Here is a 19,024-nt window from a genome sequence, read left to right as displayed (position 1 = left end):
TCAAATCCTCGCCTCACTGACAAACCAAGTCATTCTCGCTGAACCATGCATCTTGAGGTTACTTGGGTATACAGGCCACTCATACGCCTCCTACTTGGCGTCACTTTGGTGTATTTGCGGCCTGCATTTTTTGGTGTTTAGAACTCGTGATCAGCCGTATCAGGATTCAAACTGGTAATACCGATAATGTTCGCCGCTTGCTCAATCGCCGCCGTTTGATTCACCAATGAAAGAATGGTTTTATTCACCAAGGCGTGACCTTGCTTGTTTCCTACTGCGATCAATTGATCAAAGTATTGTCCCTTACTTTCAGCAGAAACCACGAGTTGATTAACCTGCTGACGAGTCTGTTCAAATTGCTGCTCAATTTTTGCCGCAGCAGATGTGTTTTTATCCGCAACGAGATCATGAAGACTTGGGCCAGAGAGCGTCGAACCGTCTTGACGTAGATAACGTCCGGTATACACATTCACGATTCCTTGCTCGTTGTAGTAATGAGAGTTATGTGTGTTATCAGAGAAGCAATCGTGCTCATCTTCTGTAGAATTTGCCTCTAACGCCACTTTCATTCGCTCACCTGCAAGCTCACCTAAAGACAAAGAGCCCATACCAAACAGCATCTTACGTAATCCCTGTTGCGCTGATTCATCAAGTAAGGTTTGGCGATAGTTGTTTTGAACGTCACTGGCCCATTGCTGCTCCATCCACTTCAAATCATCCACCAACAACTGCGCCGCTGCCTCTAAGTAAGCACCACGTCGATCGCAATTACCATTGGTGCACTGATCACCGTTCAAGTAATCAGTGTAAGCTCGCTCACCAGCGCCACTGTTGGTTCCGTTTAGATCTTGTCCCCAAAGTAAAAACTCAATCGCGTGATACCCTGAAGCGACATTCGCTTCTGAGCCACCCACCTCATTAAGGCTCGCAATTACCTCAGGTGTGATGGTAGAAAGATCCAACGTCTCAGCGCCAAGTTGCAGTGATGGGTTGGCAATAATATTCGCTTTCGCGCCCTCATTACCCAGCTCGTATTGATAATCGGTTTCGACATAATCAATTAAGCCTTCGTCCAACGGCCAAGCATTAAGCTGCCCTTCCCAATCATCAACAATCGCATTACCAAAACGAAAGACTTCCGATTGCTGATAAGGAACCCGCGCCTGAAGCCACGCTTGTTTCACCTTGTCTAACCCATTCTTACTTGGCTGGTCGATAAAGGTCTTAATTTCCGTTTGTAATGCTTGTGCGGTAATTCGAGCATCTTGATAAACGGCATGAGCAAGATCGGCGTAATGTGCGATGACTTGTTTTTCAGAGGGGGATGCGGCAATAGATGAGCTTGAAAACCCAAAACACAGCGCAGAGACCGCGATAGTCAATTTATTTTGCATAAATTCATCCTTGAATTGTGTTACCAACAGCAATGCAATTGCGTGTAGGAATGATTTTTATTTACAATTTCAGAGTGAATGATACAGATCCATAACAATTTCGCAAGCCGGAGCAGAGTTAACCAACGCAAACATAATGAAAAAAGCCCCTGTGATTGGTTTTTTCACAGGGACTATGTTTTCAGTTATAGAACGCGTTTCATCTCGGCATAATCGCCATTCGTTTTCAAAATCACCATGACGGTTTTGTCATTACGGTTACGAAAAAACCAACCGTGATTACCCGTGAAAGCCGCCTCTAATTCGCCTTTGTCATCAGGCACGCCACGCCCTTTTTCATAACTAATCGAATTTCCATTACCATCGCCATGAGTATCGAAGTTAACAGGTCCCCCTTTGGCTACCCATTCAAATTGCGCGATTTGGCCTTTTTCCATCAGCAATTTAACTTCCGCTCCTTGACCCGGTTTAAGTGCAATCATCATTCTATCTTTCCAAACAGGCGCAATGGTAACGGCACTTTCCGCTTTTAACGAAGCAATTTCAACTTGCTGAGAAACCACACGAGGCTCTTCTTTAGCAGATTCATTTTGACGCGGATTTGAAATCGCAGCTACCGCAATATTTGCTTGGTCTTCTTCGGCTTCACGAGCCAATTGAGCTTTAATCTCGCCCATTTCAGCTAATCCCAGAACTTTGCCCACGCCCGTTGGGTCAACAGCATACTCAGCCGGCAAAATGACGGTAATAAGCAGTGCAATGGCGGCTCCTACTGCAATCAACGTTGAGCGGACAAGCTGCTTAGTTGTCGGTAGCTCGGCACGATTTGGTTTATCTGTATTGTACATAATGAATTCCTTTTCTTTTACTGAGCAACAACGTAACCCGTTAATTGGTATCCGATGAGCATGAAACCTAAGCTCATCATAATGACATTGACTGAATAGGCTTGACGATAAAAATGGGTATGTTGCCGCCAAAAGCCCATCACAATCAAAATGGTGCCTAAAGCAATTAATTGCCCTATTTCCACACCAATATTGAACGCCAGTAGATTAGGAATTAATCCGTCAGAAGAGATGTCATATTCAATGATCTTCGATGACAAACCGAAACCATGACAGAAGCCGAACAGCAAAGTTGCAAGTTTAGTATTAGGCTGAACACCAAACCATCGCTGAAACGCACCTAAGTTATCCATTGCTTTGTAAACCACCGATAAACCGATAATGGCGTCAATAATGTAGCTATTAATACCAATATTAAAGTAGACACCAAGCAGCATAGTAGACGAATGTCCGAGCGCAAAAAGGCTCACATACAGCGCGATGTGTTTCATTTTGTAGAGAAAGAAAATAACACCAAAGAGAAACAGAATATGATCGTATCCAGTCACCATGTGTTTCGCACCGAGATACATAAATGCGATGATATTAGTGCCTGTTATTTCTTGAATATAACCTTTATCGCCCTGTGCCACAGCATGAGCAAAAACGTCGGTACTCATTATCATGAATAAGCCGAGAATAAGATAAAGAGTTCCCTTACGAAGCGACGCTGCCTTACCTATAGGCAACGCACTCACTTCGCGCAAAGAGAGTAAGTTCATAGTAGCTCCATTAATTGTTGAATCTTGTTTGACCGCTGATCGCGGTCGTTTTCAAGTAATCAACCCAATTCTTGGAGGGCGCTCGATTTTAAAAGGACGTTGGATGGGCGTTCCACTGATTTGAATGCAACACGCTGTCACCATCACTCTCGTAGGAATAAAGTGACTCAGCAATTTTAATGCTGCACTGTCATAGATGTGATTATGATTACTCGCATCGTGCTGAAATGAATATTCTTCAACAACATCGTGAGAATGGCTGAATGAATGAGAACTGACATGGTCACTCTCGACACTCGATGTCATCAATACGCTATGAGATTGAAACTCACCTATTGCAGACGAAGTTGTGCCTAGTACGATGATAATTAGCATAAGAGAGCTAATATATTGTGATAATACTTTAAAGGTCATACACCATCGCCGACATCGAGTACGTTCATCGAAAAATAACCTCACAAGTTATATTATAACAAAACTCAGATATCAACCGTGATTTGTTAATGAATGTGTATTTTACATCAAACTCTTTAACCATCTCTGCAAAAAAAACCAATAATTGCGCTATACCCATCTTGTTTGACTTTTTTGGGGCATAGCCATTATTTAAAAATATATATTTTTAGAAGGTAAACGATTTAACCATATCATACTGATGTAACCCTTGACCAAACCCATTTTTGGTTATTTCAACGGTTTCAAATCCATAGCGATTAAATAAATTCTCCATTTTTTGAGTCGTCGATATATGAATATCGTATAGATGCCCCTCGGACTTGATGCGATTTTCAATTTCGCGATAAAATGTATCTGCGACTGATAATAGTTGACGGGGACCAAGGGTGCCTTGACCAAACATAACCCAAGCAATCCCATGAGCATGACCTTTCGTAAAATGACCACCACAGCCTATGATTTTTCCATTAGATTCGACCACTAAATAGTTTTCATCAGCATAATTATCTAAGAAATCGATTAAGTCTGATTGGTCAGTCTCGATGAAATATTTAGGGCAATTCGATAATAAAATATCTATTAAATCTTGCTTGTCTTCTGAATGGTACCGTCTAAACTTCATGGCTCTATTTTTTACCTCTAAATTAAGTTTTCTACTGTGCTGTATATTATGACATCTTACCTGCACCGAAACGGCACAACATTACTCATATCATGATAAGGTGGGGTTAGTTTCGTAATTTTCTGCACGTATTCAAATAAACGCTCAATGGGAATAAAGCGTTGCTTTTTACTGCCTACCTTAATGCTTTTAGTTTGGCAGTTGATATAGTTGGAAAGCTCAAACGCCAATGGCGTATTCAAGCAATGGAGGTTTCTATCATCTAATGTTTGCGTAACCCACTGCGCTGCGTCTGCAATATGGCCATTAATACTGAGATCCGTGTTTTTTACCCATTGAGGCGTAAAATCAATATCATCAAGGTTAGATAGTAGAGTTGCAATATCGTAGCGGCTGATAAAACCTTTCTCTTTTATAGTATTAGCTTGAAAAGCATAGCTTTCCAAGGCTTCAACAAAAGCGAATTGCCACTCTATTTTCAACCTTTTTGCTAATTCATCTGGTGTAAAAAATAGCCTATTAAGCGGAAGAAAATAAGTGAATCGACTATTGGCCTCACAAATGATCAGCGTTTTCTCGGGAGATTGGTAGCGGTTTTCAATCAAATGCACCTGCCAACACATGCTCTCGGCATTAGAATTTAGTTTATTAACACCAGCCTGTTTGCCCTCTTCTGCTGGCAAACGAGGAAAGTCGGCTTTAAGCCATTTATTAAGCGCATTGGTGGCACTGAATTTAATTTGCATAACGAAACCTTACCGATTGGCCAAATCACTTGACATTGCTAGTGACGAGAGAGTGTAAACAATATACCTGTCACTTCAAGTAAAACAGCAAAAGAGGCATCCAAAAATACTGGTAAAACCGCACGCTACGCGATGTAATACTTCAGCTAAGGGTTAGCATTACCGGAGACAATGCTCATAAGTGCGCCGCATGCGTGAGCTGTAACCAGGTGCTATACATTTATTGATCTGAGCATCCATTATGCTTTTTCCACATTTCTGGATTGTGCCCCTCGGGAATATTCTTGCATGGGTCATTGGAATAACCTCTTAGCTCGTTATATCGTTTTATTTGTTCTGTTGTAAGTATGCTTGGGGTTTGTAGGTGTGTTGACAAATGAATAACCCTTAACTTAGCACGAACCTTTTCAATATCTTGAACCGTATTTTCTAATAAAGATTGATTTATTGTTTTGTTTGAAAATCCATTATTTAAAATTTTTTCAAGATTAATTAGCTGCTTACCAAGTTCAATTGCTTCAATTTTCATATTATCATAAATTACTTGAATCTTATTTTCTTGGTCGGATGTTAAACCTATTTCACTTCCCATTTCTAAAATATGAGCCGGCCCAGGAACGCCGTTTAATTCTGCGGCTTTTGCCAGCCCCCAACCACCACCTCTATTTAACTCTTCTATATCATGTTGAGACAAACTTTTAATATCTCTGTGCTCTTGACCAAGATATTTAGATTCGGATGCGTTAGCAAAAGTAGGTAAATATGAAAGCAACATAAATAATAGCGTCAATACTGATTTTAATTTCATTAGTTTCTCCTTATATTTCATAATATATGCTATCGAAATTTATTGTTTTAATCTCCCTTAAGGCGACTTTTTCTAGTTGTTCTGCCTTTGACGAGTTCAGTTTTACGTTTTGCCGTCCAACGTTTTGCTTCTGGTTCCACAGTAATAATGACTCCCTTTAGAGGGATACAATGGCATGCCCAACTCTTCTCAGGGTCATTACACTTCGAAACAAAAATTCTGCGACTCTGTTCGCCAGCTTGAATGACTTGTATGCTCATGTTGACTGATAACCAAACCTGGCCAAGTAATGCCATACTTTTTTCACTTCTTGCTCATCGTAACCCTGCTTAGTAACCGCTAAACCGAGTATCTTTGCATTTATGCTTCCGTTTTGAGCTAACTCTTTAGCAAGTTCAATATACTTATACCCTCGATAGTCAGGGTAACGACTCATTTCTTCGACAGTAAGTCGATAACCTTTATGCCATTTAACTGGAATACCTAAATTCAAAGCTTGTCGCTCGATAGGGCTTGTGTGAAAAATTGGATCAAGAACAAGACATTCAATATCGTCTTTTATTGAGATTTTACCGTGAATATGCGCTTCGATATAGTCGTCTAGCAAGTCTGTGTGTGATGCTAATGCTTTATCTATTAAAGGGCTGACTCGATTGAAAACAGCAAAGTCTTCAGGTTCAAAATAGCTATCGGGATAGCAAAACGTTGTTCGCTCAGAAACATGAGGTTTAAGTTGAAAGTACGAAGATCCAAACCGTGGAGACGCACCTGTTTCGTAGTTTCTGAAATTTAGCGCACCATACTTGGGTCGAAGACTATCTAGAGCATTATCATATGCCCCATCAAAGACCTTTTGTTCCCAAAGCCAACGTTCACCGCCAGTATAAGCGGTCAAACCACCATTGCTTGTGCCTGTCTCAAATTGGGATTTCAAGTAGCCGTCTTCTGCTATTGCTTGAAGTATTGGCTTATTTTCGGTTGTAAAGCGATCAGGATGGAAGTTAATTGTAACAGCACTAACCAACGAAGAATCAATACATTGAGACTTGAGTCTGATGTTTTCGATTGCTTGCTCTACTGCATTTTTAGCCATTAAATACCCTATTTCGACACTTTCTCTGATCACTACGCGTAAGACTAACTCAATAAAATCAAACAGTATCAACCTATATAAAACACTATGCGCCACCTCCCCTTTGCAAAATACGTAGCGAAATGAATCATAAATTAATCCTACACGTTGTTACCCGCTATAAAATTTTGATCGGCACGACCCGACGCAATTTAACGCCAATCCGCTTGGTTAGGCTCATCTCTTTATCAGGATTAAAGTCTTCTGTGATACGCCATGCGTTTTCTGGCTGTGTAACCCTCCCCGCAAACCAGGCTCTTCATAATTGCCAGGCTACAAAGCACGCTCTTCGCTATGGTCTAGCCAACATACGAGATCAAAAAAGCGAGCACTAAGCTCGCTTTTAACTATATGATTTTAAATACTATTAAAGAAGTTCAACCGACTGCTGCGCAATGACAAATTCTTCATTAGTTGGCAATGTATTAGTACAGCTTATGCCGATAAACTTTTGGACATAAACGAACTACTTCTTCGCCCAAGCAAACTTCTCAAATACTTTGTCTACTGGCGTGTGAGCAACGTGGTTTACATAGTTGCTGATCACTTTTTGCGAAAGGCCAAGGATCACTGCTAGAACCTGTTGCTGGGCGTAACCCGCGGCAAAAAAGGCCACTAAGTCTGATTCTGATACATTGCCACGCTTACAAACAACAGCAAGAGTAAAATCTTTTAGTGCTTGTAGCTTAGGTGTTGGCATCGCTTCATCGTTACGCAGTGCTTCTGTCAATGCAGGGTCAACCTTCAACCAAACGCTTTACCAGTTATAAGCCATCTGATGTTTTTTTGGTACGCTTATCTCTATACATCGCTTGATCAGCTTTCTGAATGAGTTCATTTGCCAGAATTCCTAGATCAATATTAGAACAATCATTACACGTTGTAACATTATGAACTCCATGTGAAAAATCGACATTGAGCTTTTCAACAGCATTATCATTCAATGTGTTCTCATTAACTTGGAACTTCAAAATGTCACACCAAGCTTCAGCTTGTTGGAGGCTAAAGTTTGGAAGTAAAACAACAAACTCGTCGCCACCGTAGCGGGAAACGACTGCTCGTTCAGGGCAATGTTTTTTAAGCATATTTGAAAACGAACAAATGACTAGATCACCAACATAATGCCCCATCATATCGTTAATTGCTTTTAGGTTATCCAGGTCCAAAAAGACTACGGATATCTGTTCCACTGCTTCATCTGCAATCATTTTATTTAGTGCATAAAAACACCATTCTCTGCGACTAAGTCCGGTCAAACCATCGAAATTGACAACTTGCTCAAGCTTGTGAACCTTCTCGATTAGTACCGCATTTTCAGCTTGTAAATTGTTAATAGTATTTAATAATAAATAGTCGTTAATGAGTGCGATTTCTATAGGAAGCTGATAACTATTTTTGATTTCTGCTGTTACTGAGTAAGAAAAATCAGTCATAGCTTCCTTCCAATCGATCTCTGAACATTTCATATGCCCTACTGCCCTACCCTGCAATCCTTATTTTATTATTATGTGCAGATATGCGACAAATCGTGTCGCATAAATTAATAATACGCCTAGTCTTAAACGTATGAATTAAATCAGGACATTGTATTTACAAAATAATCAATAACGGTCAGTGGTTTTGAATATTAAATCCACAATGCAGCAATAAAATTCTGGGTATTAATACGTTGTATGCCAAGTGGCACACACCGAAAAAAATAACTCAGACCTCACTAAACTTCTTAATCTCAAAAATTTATCTATCCCTCACCTTAATGAGTTATTTTATATAATATATCGATGCAGTAACTTTGACAATTTCCACATATTGATTTCTTAAAGTTGTGTATGATTGCGTAAAATAGTCGTAACTAATGAACGCCATAGAGAAAATCAATGCTTAGTTTTACCAATCTTAAACATCGTCACCGTAATGAGCGAAAAGGTTATTCGCAAGCACTTTCCACGAGAGTTCATCGTGCTCTCAGTTGGCTACAAAAAGCTGAAATGTGCGAAGATGACGACTCTAAATTTACCTTCCTATGGATTGCCTTTAACTCTGCTTATGCACAAGAATTCGAGCAAAAAGTGAACTTTGGCGAACGCGGACTATATCAAGAGTTTTTGACGCGTCTTGTTGAACTAGATTCTGAAAATCTCCTATCAAACATTGTCTGGCATAATTATTCTGGCGCGATAAGAGCAGTTTTAAATAACGAATTTGTTCTTGAAAGTTATTGGAACTATCAGTCAGGGCGCATCACTGAAGATCAGTGGAAAGACGCTCGCAGTAAAGCGAAAATCGTAGCGAACACTGCGCTGGGATATAACAATACAGCATTAGTGCTATCGGTTGTATTTTCACGACTATACACATTACGTAACCAAATCATCCACGGAGGATCCACATTCGGAAGTTCTGTAAATCGCAAACAGCTACGAGACTGTACTATTATTCTGGAACAGATATTACCCGTTATCATTAAGGTTATGATGGACAGCCGTAACGAGCTTTGGGGCGATCCTGTTTATCCACTAATAGAAAAATAACGCAACAGAAAAAATGAGGGCATATGAACCCTCATCGTTCTAGTCATTACTTTCCTACTGCTGAATTTTAGCTATTCAACAAACGCTTATCTTCTTCGTCAGCCTACCAAGGCTACCTTTTCCTCTAGGTCGGGTCATAAGACTGACAAGTCGGCGTTCTCGTGATAATTTAGTCCATAACAGGACCAACATATTAAATCATCCACCGCCAATAAATATAGTTTTTCCTGTACACACGATTAGCTACTACTTGTTCTATATATTCTAACCACAATGCAGAAGTTTTATTTCGATTTCTGCTTTCTCTTTACCGACCTCTATCAGGTAATCTTGATAGCTCGCAATCTCTTGCTCTTTATCTAAGATTTTTTGTTTCAGCTTAGCTAGTTCAGCTTGAAGGTCTAAAGTAAGCTCCTCCTCAAGCCCAGCACTTGCTGTTTCCAAATCCGATATCACTTTATCGAACTGAGTTTTAAACTCTACCTGTAGCCTTTGAAGCACTGTTGCTAATGCCGAAGATAGATGCTGGCGCAAGGATGCCATACCGCTATAGTCAGTAACTTCATCATTGAAGTTTGCTGAAATATCAGAGGTTGTGTCACCTAGCTCGATATTAAAATCAGGCAATTCTAGTTTGGCTATGAAGTTTTCAAGCATGGCTTTAAATACATTCGGATCAAAATCTGCACTATGGGTATCTAACTCGTTAAGAAGTGCTGTTTTAAGCTTCAATTTCAAAGTAGAAGAAGAAATGAGCTGCTTGAACATATGTTTAATTTGCCTTGCACTATCATCTCCATATGCTTTTACACTCTCAGTTGCATCAGCCTTGCTTAGGTAGTCATAAGAGATTGTCCTAGTACGATATACTGTACGAGAACTTCCCCATGAGAAAGGGTTATACCATCGAGAGGTACTTACTTGATAGCTATACTCTTCTTCACGGGTTCCCTTTTTGGTAGCTAATTGAGAAAAATTTGCTTGGTCGTTATCAAGTTGCGCTAACAACTCGTTACCATTTGCTTTTGCCTCATTCTTAGCTTGGGTAAGCGTATACGAAAGTGATGTAGCAATTGAAGAGACTTTACGCTCAAAGCGTGCTTGTTCACTTTCAATGTCTGATACTTCTTTTGTTTGTAATAGGTCGATTCTTTGTTTAATGCTGTTTTCTAAATTACCATACTCTCTTAGCAAAGCATTGTAGGCATCAGGAAGGTAAGAACGCTTTTGCTCATCAAGAATTTGTTGTCTTTCAAGCTTGGCTTGCTCAAAGTGTTTGGTTAATTCATCGAAGTTACCGATTTTTAACCAATCTTCTTGAGTAAACTCATAATCCCACTCATCTTCCGCAATCTCAGTGATTTCGTTGTAAGAGTGAAGCATTGAGTCGGTCCAATCTTCTTTGTTCCAATGGGCATAACCAAAAGCAAATGTACTCGCAAATACTGGGTTAGAGAGGCTATCAACCACCATTTGGCTTTGAGCATCATTCAAGTCCATTTTTGCTTGAGCGATATTTTCAGCTTTACTGTACGACTGCCTCGTAAGTCGTTTATAAAGATTAGCCAAAGTTTCATCCAGTGAATCACGGTTGTAACCATCATCAATAATTGCAGAGTCAAACTGCCCTGCAACTACAACTAGCCTTTTTACTCCTTTGTTTGGTAATTGGTTACGAAGCAAGTCCTCATCAGCTTTGTCTAAGAACTGGCTAGCTCGAGACAAGAAGAACACTACATCACAATTTGCCATGTATTCACGAGTCTTCTGCGTACGGCTTGCGACAGGGTCATTCATTCCTGGAGTATCGACAATCTCATAACCTTTTAAGGAGTCTATCGGCAGTGTAATTTCGGTACTCTTCACTAACGGCGTATGTGAACCATTGTTACCTGTGTATTGGTTCAATATGCCTTGTAAACCATCAAGATCATTTGCTTCAATAATTTCACTGCCTACTGCTAGGCAACGGGTTATTTCTTGCTGATCTAACTCATTCGCCATTGCAACTAGCTCTTGAGCTACTTTAACTTCAAGAGAAGGCGAATCTAATTGCGATGTTGCTACAACCTGCTGCCATTCTTGCTCTGAGTAATACTCAATCTTTAACTGGAAAGCATCACCATATTGAATCTTGGTCAAGTTAGCTGTTTTAGGTGTTGCGGCTTCCGGGAGAATGGATTTTCCATCAAATAATAGCGCATTCAGAAAGCTACTCTTTCCTGCTTTTACTTGACCAATAATGCCTATGCTGAGTTTTTGTTCTTGTTGAGACCAGCGTGAAACCTTTTCTAATAAATCACAATTAAAGATTTTAATATTTTTAATTTCTGAGAATTGTTTAAATTTATTCAATTTTTTCACACTCCTCATTTAGCTCACTCTTAGTCTTAATTTTTAATTGTCTCGCGAATTGCTTAGATTGTGAACCACTTAAACGTTTACTATTTTGGTCTAAAGGATTGACTTTTGAATAATTAGTATGATTGTAGCATATTTCACCTCTAAAGTTTGAATTTTTCAACATCGCATAACCATCACCATCACTTCTTAAGTTATATGAAGTTATATTATTATCAATGTTGGAGTTAACAATATTACAAGCATTATCCTCATCGCTGGCATAAATAGATCCAGCGTTGGTATTCTCAGCCCATTCAACTATCGAATCACAGGCTTTAATTAGACAATCTTTATATGAACCTAACGATAGATGCTCTAAGAAAGTTGCTGCACCAACAAATGCAATACATCTAGTGAATTTACAATTATCAAATTTCACCCCTGATATATAATTAACTGCACCACCGAGCATAAATCTATTTCCACACATATCAAAACTTGAATTAGATATATTACAAGAACTCACATGATTATTAATATATATCCCCCTTGCATTTATAGTTTTAAATTTAACATTGGAAATATTAATAATTTCACATCCATAAATTGATAATACAGTAACTTTACTTGTTTCTTGATAAAAACCTTTAAGAGTCGAATTATTAATATTAACCTCAACACTACTTAAATCAAAAACTGGTTTAATTAAAGTGGAGTTATTGATATTCAAAGTGCCATTGCTTTGAAAAACATGGCCATCTTCAGAAAAAATAATAGTACAATTCTCCCATTCAATATCATCTCCAATATTTTCAATTTTTTCATCTAATCTCCATATGCCATCAGATATATTCGAAATGTTATTTTCACTTATCTTCTTTGAAAAAAACTCAACCCATGTGTTATTACTTATTAAATCATCAAATGATTCATCTAATTCTGGTTTATTGCTTTCTTTGATATTAAAGACTTTATCACTCAGGTAAACCACTTGTTTAATATCACTCTCTGGAATTTGCATTGACTGACAAAAGCCATCAAGCAAGCTTTTAACTTCTGATGAAACTTTCCCATCAAGCCTCATGAAGATCAGTGCATCAAGCAAAAAATGTAGCGTTAAGTTATGTTCTTTTAAAATTCCAACTGATTTTTCAAGTTCTTTAGCACTAAACTTCTGAGCTAAAGATAAAAGTTCCGATAGTTTTAATTTGGGCGATATAGAAGGAAAATAAAATTCATACAATCGCTCTTGGTTTTTGCTTATAGCGCCACTTGCACTAACTAAAGCAACATGTAATAAAGTGTAAATACCAATCTCATGTTCAGAAAGGCGAAATGATGCTATATGCTTCCCAAAAGGTTGCGTTACTTTTTTTACTTTATCTAACTCTTTTAGCCAACTTTCTATGTTGTTCATTAAATTATTTCCTTTATATTTTCAATTTAATAGCATGGTTGTTACATTTATCAGTTCTTAATAACTTTGTTCTCATCGCTAAATCTTCGTACTCTTTAATGTCCAAATCTAATGGATCCACTCTCAGCAATGCTTGATTTAAGCTCACCTGATCAAGAGAAACATTTTCACTCCATTTATTTGCATCACCTCTAAGAAGAATTTTTTTATTATTAATGCCATCAATATCCATTATTGAAAAACAATTAAACTCTTCAAATATAGAATCTGAATTAACGCTGTGTAATTCCGTCATTAATAAGTACCTATCCAACTTGATATCTATTTTCTCTTTTTTCATAAATGAATTGAATAAACCGACTAGATCAAAAGGCTTTAGCTCCATCAACTCCACTGCATTTGGTTCGGGTAAGCTAACTCCTGCATAGTCGCCAATCTCTTTTATCTTACTGAAAAAATCATGATTCAATTCGATTAGTTGTTCCGATTGAGTTAATAACGTTTTATACTCTATTGTCACTTTAGCTAGTAATTCATTTGCAAAACCTATTGCTTTTTTATCATCCAAAATAACTAATAGCTTATTAAGCTTATCAATATGCAATTGTATGCTACGTTTTTCTTCTTCAATAAAATTATCGAAATTAATAAATAGCTTTTTAAATTTTTGTGCAAATTCTATTCTAGGTTTATTTTTATTCCATTCATTTAACTTATCAATAATCTTATCTATGCTATATGGACTCTTTTTCTTTCTTGTGTATGGCAGAACATCAACCACGTTAAGACCACGATTCTTTGATGTTTTCAATATTAACTTACATATATTATGTATTTTATCTTCGCTGTGTTCATCAGCCCTCGATAGGATAATCAGGATAGGAGTTTTCTTGTCAATCTTGCTTAAAAAAGCGATATCGCTTTCAGGCATCGTACCAGCTTTAGAAGGTACAAACCAAATAATAAAATTCGATGAACTTAATTGGCTAAACGCTAAGCTTTCATCACTGATTTTGTATTTACTTCCCTCTTCGGCCTTTGAATAACCTGGGGTATCTAAAATAGCTAGGTTGTCCCACGCAAACTCTGGTAATGATACAAACGAGGACTTGAGCAATAAGCTGACTTGAGAACCGTAAAGATCTTTTTCCTCATGCGTTAAGCTGGCTAACTCATCTGCTGTTAGCTCAATAGCACAATCATGCATATTAAGGGCCTTAATTGACTCTTGTTGTCCTTTCAGCACAAAGGTGGGCATTGATGTCGTTGGATCGATTTCTACCGCTAAACACTTTTTACCAATGAGTTCGTTGATAAAGGTTGATTTACCCGCACTAAAACCACCACCGACCCCAACAATTGATTTCGTTGCTAAGTCAGGAAACTCACAAAACTGACTAAAACGAGTTAGTTCATGCTCAAAGGCTTGTAGGATATCGATGATATTGTCTGGGCAGCCTTTTCTTGTTAACTCGACTAGATCATGAGTTATTAGCTTTTCTAGCTTAGCCAACTCTCTTTGCAGCTCTATATTCAAAGAGCTATTCGGCTGGCCCGCTTTACAAAGCAATTCATAGCGACTTTGCAACTCTTCATTACTGAGTTTTACCATTAATTCACTCCTTGTAATTGAGCAGTAATAACGTTAAGTGCTGTTAAGTTATTATTTAGCTTCTGCTTTTCCTGATCATCTTGTTCTGTCATTGAATCAAGCACTTGTTTTAGTTCTGTCAGTGAGTCTTTTTTATTCTTTGCTTTACGTTCACTCTCTTGAGTAACCTCCGCTTTCACGTTATCAACGATTTGGCGTAAGTTATCATAAATAGCTGGCTCAGCTTGGGAAACTACTTGAGGTATCAAAGTATTCAATACATATTGATTGGCCTCTTCACGCTGTTGCTCTCGCTGAATATCCTTATCGACCTTGCTAGTAAATATGCTGGCGATACCATGAATAATCAGACTAAATGGCTTTAGTGGTGGAACTAACGTAAGTACCTTTGTAATCGCAAACGATATGACTTGAGAAAAAATTAATCCGTTACTATCACTCGCATCTTCTGAAGCAGTAAATGATGTTGAGACGTTCAGATTAACAGGCGCAATATCATTAATATTTTGCAGTGACTTAAGTTGCCTAGCTACTCTTGGCTTAAAGTCTTGCTCCATCATAGCTAAGAATCCACTGCGTAAAGCGGTAGTTACTTCATGTTTTACATCACCACCTCTAACAGCACTACTTGCCAACGAGCTTAATTGAGCTTTGAGATTATTACTCAAATTACTTTTAGCCGCTTCAATACAACTAGGCACGATAACATCAACTTGTTGCATTATTTCAGCTAACTGCTCTTTTAACTGGAGTAGTTGTTCAGGGACCGCCTCATAAGCCAGTTGTGCTTCTTCTACGGATAAATTGTCTTCATTAAGTAGTATGTTTATCTTCGTCTCAATAAGTTCAAATACAGCTAAGAAGTGATTTAATACCAGTTCGCTATAGATTGAATCTGACAATGCAACGACATCTGATAATGCTTCTTCAACTCCCTCAATTTGTTTCTTTCTTGCTGAAGTCGTCACTACTTTTAATGGTTCTTTGGATAGCTGAGAAGTTACCTGTTCGGTGATGGAATCTGTAACAGCTTGTCTTTCATCAAGGCTAATTTCATCAATTCGACTAATGATAAGTATCACGGGCTTATTGAGCATCTTAAGTTCCGTTAATACTTCTTGAATACTCTGCTTTAATGTTCCATCCGTTGCTCTTACCGTTAAACAATATGCACCGCTCAAATGGATGTAGTTATCTACGGCTAGTGAATGTTCAGCTAAACCTGAATCCCAACCAGGCATATCAACCAAAACTAAATCTTGATACTTTTCTAATACAGAGTTAGCCAATCCGACTTCAACCCAAGCATCTTGCTCGCTTATTGGGTAGTTTTGATTTTTCAAATCTTCACGACTGAGATTAACCGTTTTACCTGTTTGATCGATCCACGTAATGCTTTCCTGTTCTGAATAAAAAAGCTCGGTAGGCAAACAAGTTGCTGGATCTATCTCTACACCAAGTAGTCTTTTGTCCTGTAATAACGTATTCAGCAGTGTTGATTTTCCAACACTAAAAGCTCCCACAAAAGGTAAGCGCAGTTTATATTGATTATGCTTTGCAATAGCTCTTTCAATTTCTTGCTCGAAGCCATATTGGTTAGCTAAATCACTGATCTGAGGCAATAGCTCTTCAACTTTCTGTTTTAACTTCATTATTTATAATTCCTTGAATTTGATATCCCAAACTTGGTCTTCAAAACCATTTAACCAACGTTCAAGCTGCTTTGATTGGGTAACTGTTGCCGTAACTCTGTAACAATCTTCTTTGACTGTAATTGTTTGATCTGTTGATAATGCTGTTTCTGTGAGGTGAAACCCTGCTCTCTTGGTTATGCTAAACTCCAACTGACATTTTTGACCTTCGCCAAAACCAAAGCGCCCATCAGCATCGTACTGGCTTAACTTAAAGTCTTTAGGGCGTTCAAAATTAAAGGTCGATGCATGCGCTTTGGTAATTCGGTGAATAGCGATACTGCGTTCATTATCGTAACCATCAAAGCGACAAACTAGATACAATCGTTGTCCTTGTTGAGCGAGACCCAAAGGCATCACAAGCGCAGATTTTGATTCTTGCTTTACGTTGTAATAATTAATAGTTAGTAGACGATCTTGGTAGAGAGCTTCGCTGATAGAGCTAAAAATCTCAGAAGATATATTGGGAGGTAATAAAGATTGAGCTTCACTAACCACTCTTACTTTCTTTAGCCACTCTCGTTCTTTGGAACTTCCTTCTGTAGGGCTAAGCTTTGATTTGGCTTCTTGAAAAAAGCCATCAAGCGATGCTGTAATATTCACAGGTAACAGTTTTATTAAATACTCTTCAGCTAAGCTCAACAGCAAAGCCTCTTGTGCAGATAATTTTGGCAGCGCCATACCTTCACTGCTTTTGTTCCAACGATAGCCATATGGCTTGCTGCGCTCGTCGCGGATGATATCAAAATGTTCACACAACATTTCTAAATTACGCTGAATCGTTCTTAAGTCTCGCTCAATACCGATATACTGTAGATGCTGATGCAGCTGCCTTGCGGTGATTTGATGAGACTTAGGTATGCGTTTTAAAATTTCAAACGCCAAAGCTAGCGATTCTTGTGTACTGGACTTTTTTGGCATAGTTATTTCACAATTCTGAAATTTTTGACCACTTGAGTTGAGTAACATTTAGGGCAGAAAAAAGGTAACTTGTGATTCTTAAAAAATTCATGTTTGCAGCTTAAGCAAACGAAAAAGTACGGAGGAGCATCAACAACCATATTTACCTCTTATCTCAAAACCCAATTCCTTACAACGCTTATTTTTTCAGGCCGAATAATATGTTTTTTCAATGATGATTAATGTAACATACAACTTCTTATGCTTCGCATGGTAATTTTCTTCTAGATTAAAGAGCTAAGCTACTATGGTTGATGACCATTTATCACATGAATACTATTCACAAAAAACCATTCGCTGATAAATAAGATAACAAGCTGTGCGACAGGTTGTGACGCACTTAGTTACTAAAAAGGAATTAGTGATATTTGAAGATGCTTGGAAGTTGAATTTATACGATTTGCCATCGCAAATCCCAGCATCCTGAAGTCTCACACCTATCATTGTCTCCGATGCAGAATTTAAAAACACGTGATTCAAACAAATCCCTAGTGATGACTAGCTCAGGCAGTGACGTGTTCGCGGTGAAACTTTCACCATACTGCCGCACAAGATGGAGCTCTTTAGCATAACCAGACCGAGATAACCGAAAGGCGAACATCATAACTAGAATGATACGCGCTTCGCATAGAAGCGGTAACCTAATCGAGAAATGCAAGATCATAGTCAACCGACTGATAAAATGCCTTTTCGTATCTTGTCAGCTTGAACTAGATATGGCTCAAAAAGAAAAGCTTGTGCTCATTAAGTATCGTTTAAATACATCGACGAAGATAAGCTAATGGACGGCAACGAGTTCTTTGAATCACACGACAATAGTGAAACCAACTGATCATACTGGCGCAAAGCAGGCTAGTATTAATGCTAATACTTAGCTGCCCATAGGCGGTTTAACTCATCAGCATTGTGACAGTGACAAAGTCGCTTGGTAATTAAGGTATGGCAGAATCGCTTGGTGTCCATATAATTTTAGCGAAGTAGCAAAAATGAGACTAGCTGTCGAAACCCAAAATTTCAATGGCGGTTATCTGATTTTTTAAAAACTCGCAAGATCGATCTGTAATAAACGAGAATGATCGCACTTCCTCTTTGCGATTATTTTAAAATTCACTCTCCCCCCGATTTCAATGGTTTAATTATTTTTTTGTAAAAATTACACACCTGACAAAATTTAATTTCGCATTATATATTCGCACTCGTCCACTGCAACCAAACGTTAAGAAAATGGGTATTTATTCACCAATTGTGAATATCGAATTAATTTGGTGATTTTGGTTAAAATTCTGAATAATTATGACAACTTGCACTATTGGGAGGGAAACTTGCGTTCGTGTGAGAGAAACTTGCATTCGTGGGAGAAGAATTGGCATTTCTAGGAACACCAAAATAAATCAAATAAATTTACTCATTCTATTTTATTCATTTTTTTGAGAAAATATTCAAATGACAAGGTGGAATATATTTAACATCCATTTTTCTAAAGTTTAACTTCGCAAAAAAAACTCATTGCAAAGACACTTTGTAACACTCAAAATATAAATAAAGAATAACAATTAGAATTAATAAATCGAAGATTCTTATTTCTAAACTTTAACATTTAAGCAGGCCCGTATTTAGAAGCACTAAAAAAAAATCTACATGCTACGCATTACGAGTTTATTTCAGGCGCACCTAAATAGTGAAAAAATACGTACTCAAAGCCA

The 19,024-nt window shown here is 38.1% G+C and carries 14 protein-coding genes and 1 pseudogene; 1 reads left to right on the top strand and 14 read right to left on the bottom strand.

The genetic code is table 11. The features are described from left to right. Positions 1–137: 137 nt before the first annotated feature. From HGP28_RS18600 to HGP28_RS18560, 9 genes and pseudogenes are all read right to left on the bottom strand, one after another. Positions 138–1,394 (bottom strand): imelysin family protein, encoded by a 1,257-nt coding sequence (locus HGP28_RS18600; RefSeq protein ID WP_168837944.1) that lies wholly within the window; start codon positions 1,392–1,394, stop codon positions 138–140. 185 nt (positions 1,395–1,579) lie between these two features. Further along, positions 1,580–2,242, bottom strand: coding sequence for a transmembrane anchor protein (locus tag HGP28_RS18595; protein WP_168837943.1), 663 nt, complete (start codon positions 2,240–2,242; stop codon positions 1,580–1,582). A 17-nt stretch (positions 2,243–2,259) separates the two neighbouring features. Continuing rightward, positions 2,260–3,003, bottom strand: coding sequence for a HupE/UreJ family protein (locus HGP28_RS18590; protein ID WP_168837942.1), 744 nt, complete (start codon positions 3,001–3,003; stop codon positions 2,260–2,262). A gap of 622 nt (positions 3,004–3,625) precedes the next feature. Further along, positions 3,626–4,081, bottom strand: coding sequence for a GNAT family N-acetyltransferase (locus tag HGP28_RS18585; protein ID WP_168837941.1), 456 nt, complete (start codon positions 4,079–4,081; stop codon positions 3,626–3,628). A gap of 56 nt (positions 4,082–4,137) precedes the next feature. After that, positions 4,138–4,827: an amino acid adenylation gene (locus HGP28_RS18580; RefSeq protein WP_168837940.1), complete on the bottom strand. Its 690-nt coding sequence runs from the start codon at positions 4,825–4,827 to the stop codon at positions 4,138–4,140. Positions 4,828–5,047: 220 nt separating this feature from the next. Then, positions 5,048–5,635: a Spy/CpxP family protein refolding chaperone gene (locus HGP28_RS18575; protein WP_211092067.1), complete on the bottom strand. Its 588-nt coding sequence runs from the start codon at positions 5,633–5,635 to the stop codon at positions 5,048–5,050. Between the two features lie 256 nt (positions 5,636–5,891). Beyond that, complete coding sequence (locus HGP28_RS18570) at positions 5,892–6,728, bottom strand: DUF3626 domain-containing protein (RefSeq protein WP_168837939.1); 837 nt, start codon at positions 6,726–6,728, stop codon at positions 5,892–5,894. A 505-nt stretch (positions 6,729–7,233) separates the two neighbouring features. Beyond that, positions 7,234–7,515 (bottom strand): annotated as a pseudogene (locus tag HGP28_RS18565) (carboxymuconolactone decarboxylase family protein); the annotation flags it as partial. Positions 7,516–7,531: 16 nt separating this feature from the next. Next, positions 7,532–8,200 (bottom strand): GGDEF domain-containing protein, encoded by a 669-nt coding sequence (locus HGP28_RS18560; RefSeq protein ID WP_168837938.1) that lies wholly within the window; start codon positions 8,198–8,200, stop codon positions 7,532–7,534. Positions 8,201–8,644: 444 nt separating this feature from the next. On the opposite strand from HGP28_RS18560, the gene HGP28_RS18555 reads away from it, so the two are divergent. Beyond that, entirely contained in the window at positions 8,645–9,298 is a 654-nt protein-coding gene (locus HGP28_RS18555; RefSeq protein ID WP_168837937.1) for a HEPN domain-containing protein, read from the top strand. A 264-nt stretch (positions 9,299–9,562) separates the two neighbouring features. On the opposite strand, the gene HGP28_RS18550 is transcribed toward HGP28_RS18555, so the two are convergent. From HGP28_RS18550 to HGP28_RS18530, 5 genes are read right to left on the bottom strand one after another with little or no spacing between them, the layout of a single operon-like run. Then, a complete protein-coding gene (locus tag HGP28_RS18550) occupies positions 9,563–11,662 on the bottom strand; it encodes a dynamin family protein (protein WP_168837936.1) in 2,100 nt (699 codons plus the stop codon). Next, entirely contained in the window at positions 11,646–13,058 is a 1,413-nt protein-coding gene (locus HGP28_RS18545; RefSeq protein WP_168837935.1) for a hypothetical protein, read from the bottom strand. Before HGP28_RS18545 ends, HGP28_RS18550 begins: the two co-directional genes overlap by 17 nt. A gap of 13 nt (positions 13,059–13,071) precedes the next feature. Further along, positions 13,072–14,670 (bottom strand): dynamin family protein, encoded by a 1,599-nt coding sequence (locus tag HGP28_RS18540; RefSeq protein ID WP_168837934.1) that lies wholly within the window; start codon positions 14,668–14,670, stop codon positions 13,072–13,074. After that, complete coding sequence (locus tag HGP28_RS18535) at positions 14,670–16,322, bottom strand: dynamin family protein (RefSeq protein ID WP_168837933.1); 1,653 nt, start codon at positions 16,320–16,322, stop codon at positions 14,670–14,672. The genes HGP28_RS18540 and HGP28_RS18535 overlap by 1 nt, the downstream gene beginning before the upstream one ends. 3 nt (positions 16,323–16,325) lie before the next feature. Next, complete coding sequence (locus HGP28_RS18530) at positions 16,326–17,282, bottom strand: helix-turn-helix transcriptional regulator (RefSeq protein WP_168837932.1); 957 nt, start codon at positions 17,280–17,282, stop codon at positions 16,326–16,328. Positions 17,283–19,024 lie beyond the last annotated feature (1,742 nt).

This window comes from Vibrio agarilyticus (assembly GCF_012641465.1).
GTDB classification, from domain to species: Bacteria; Pseudomonadota; Gammaproteobacteria; order Enterobacterales; family Vibrionaceae; genus Vibrio; species Vibrio agarilyticus.
The sequence above is the reverse complement of the archived record's forward strand: the minus strand, read 5'-3'. Positions and strand labels throughout refer to the sequence as shown.

Coding starts and splice junctions, on each gene's coding strand:
- HGP28_RS18600 (WP_168837944.1), bottom strand. CDS start 1,394: ATGCAAAATAAATTGACTATCGCGGTCTCTGCGCTGTGTTTTGGGTTT.
- HGP28_RS18595 (WP_168837943.1), bottom strand. CDS start 2,242: ATGTACAATACAGATAAACCAAATCGTGCCGAGCTACCGACAACTAAG.
- HGP28_RS18590 (WP_168837942.1), bottom strand. CDS start 3,003: ATGAACTTACTCTCTTTGCGCGAAGTGAGTGCGTTGCCTATAGGTAAG.
- HGP28_RS18585 (WP_168837941.1), bottom strand. CDS start 4,081: ATGAAGTTTAGACGGTACCATTCAGAAGACAAGCAAGATTTAATAGAT.
- HGP28_RS18580 (WP_168837940.1), bottom strand. CDS start 4,827: ATGCAAATTAAATTCAGTGCCACCAATGCGCTTAATAAATGGCTTAAA.
- HGP28_RS18575 (WP_211092067.1), bottom strand. CDS start 5,635: ATGAAATTAAAATCAGTATTGACGCTATTATTTATGTTGCTTTCATAT.
- HGP28_RS18570 (WP_168837939.1), bottom strand. CDS start 6,728: ATGGCTAAAAATGCAGTAGAGCAAGCAATCGAAAACATCAGACTCAAG.
- HGP28_RS18560 (WP_168837938.1), bottom strand. CDS start 8,200: ATGACTGATTTTTCTTACTCAGTAACAGCAGAAATCAAAAATAGTTAT.
- HGP28_RS18555 (WP_168837937.1), top strand. CDS start 8,645: ATGCTTAGTTTTACCAATCTTAAACATCGTCACCGTAATGAGCGAAAA.
- HGP28_RS18545 (WP_168837935.1), bottom strand. CDS start 13,058: ATGAACAACATAGAAAGTTGGCTAAAAGAGTTAGATAAAGTAAAAAAA.
- HGP28_RS18540 (WP_168837934.1), bottom strand. CDS start 14,670: ATGGTAAAACTCAGTAATGAAGAGTTGCAAAGTCGCTATGAATTGCTT.
- HGP28_RS18535 (WP_168837933.1), bottom strand. CDS start 16,322: ATGAAGTTAAAACAGAAAGTTGAAGAGCTATTGCCTCAGATCAGTGAT.
- HGP28_RS18530 (WP_168837932.1), bottom strand. CDS start 17,282: ATGCCAAAAAAGTCCAGTACACAAGAATCGCTAGCTTTGGCGTTTGAA.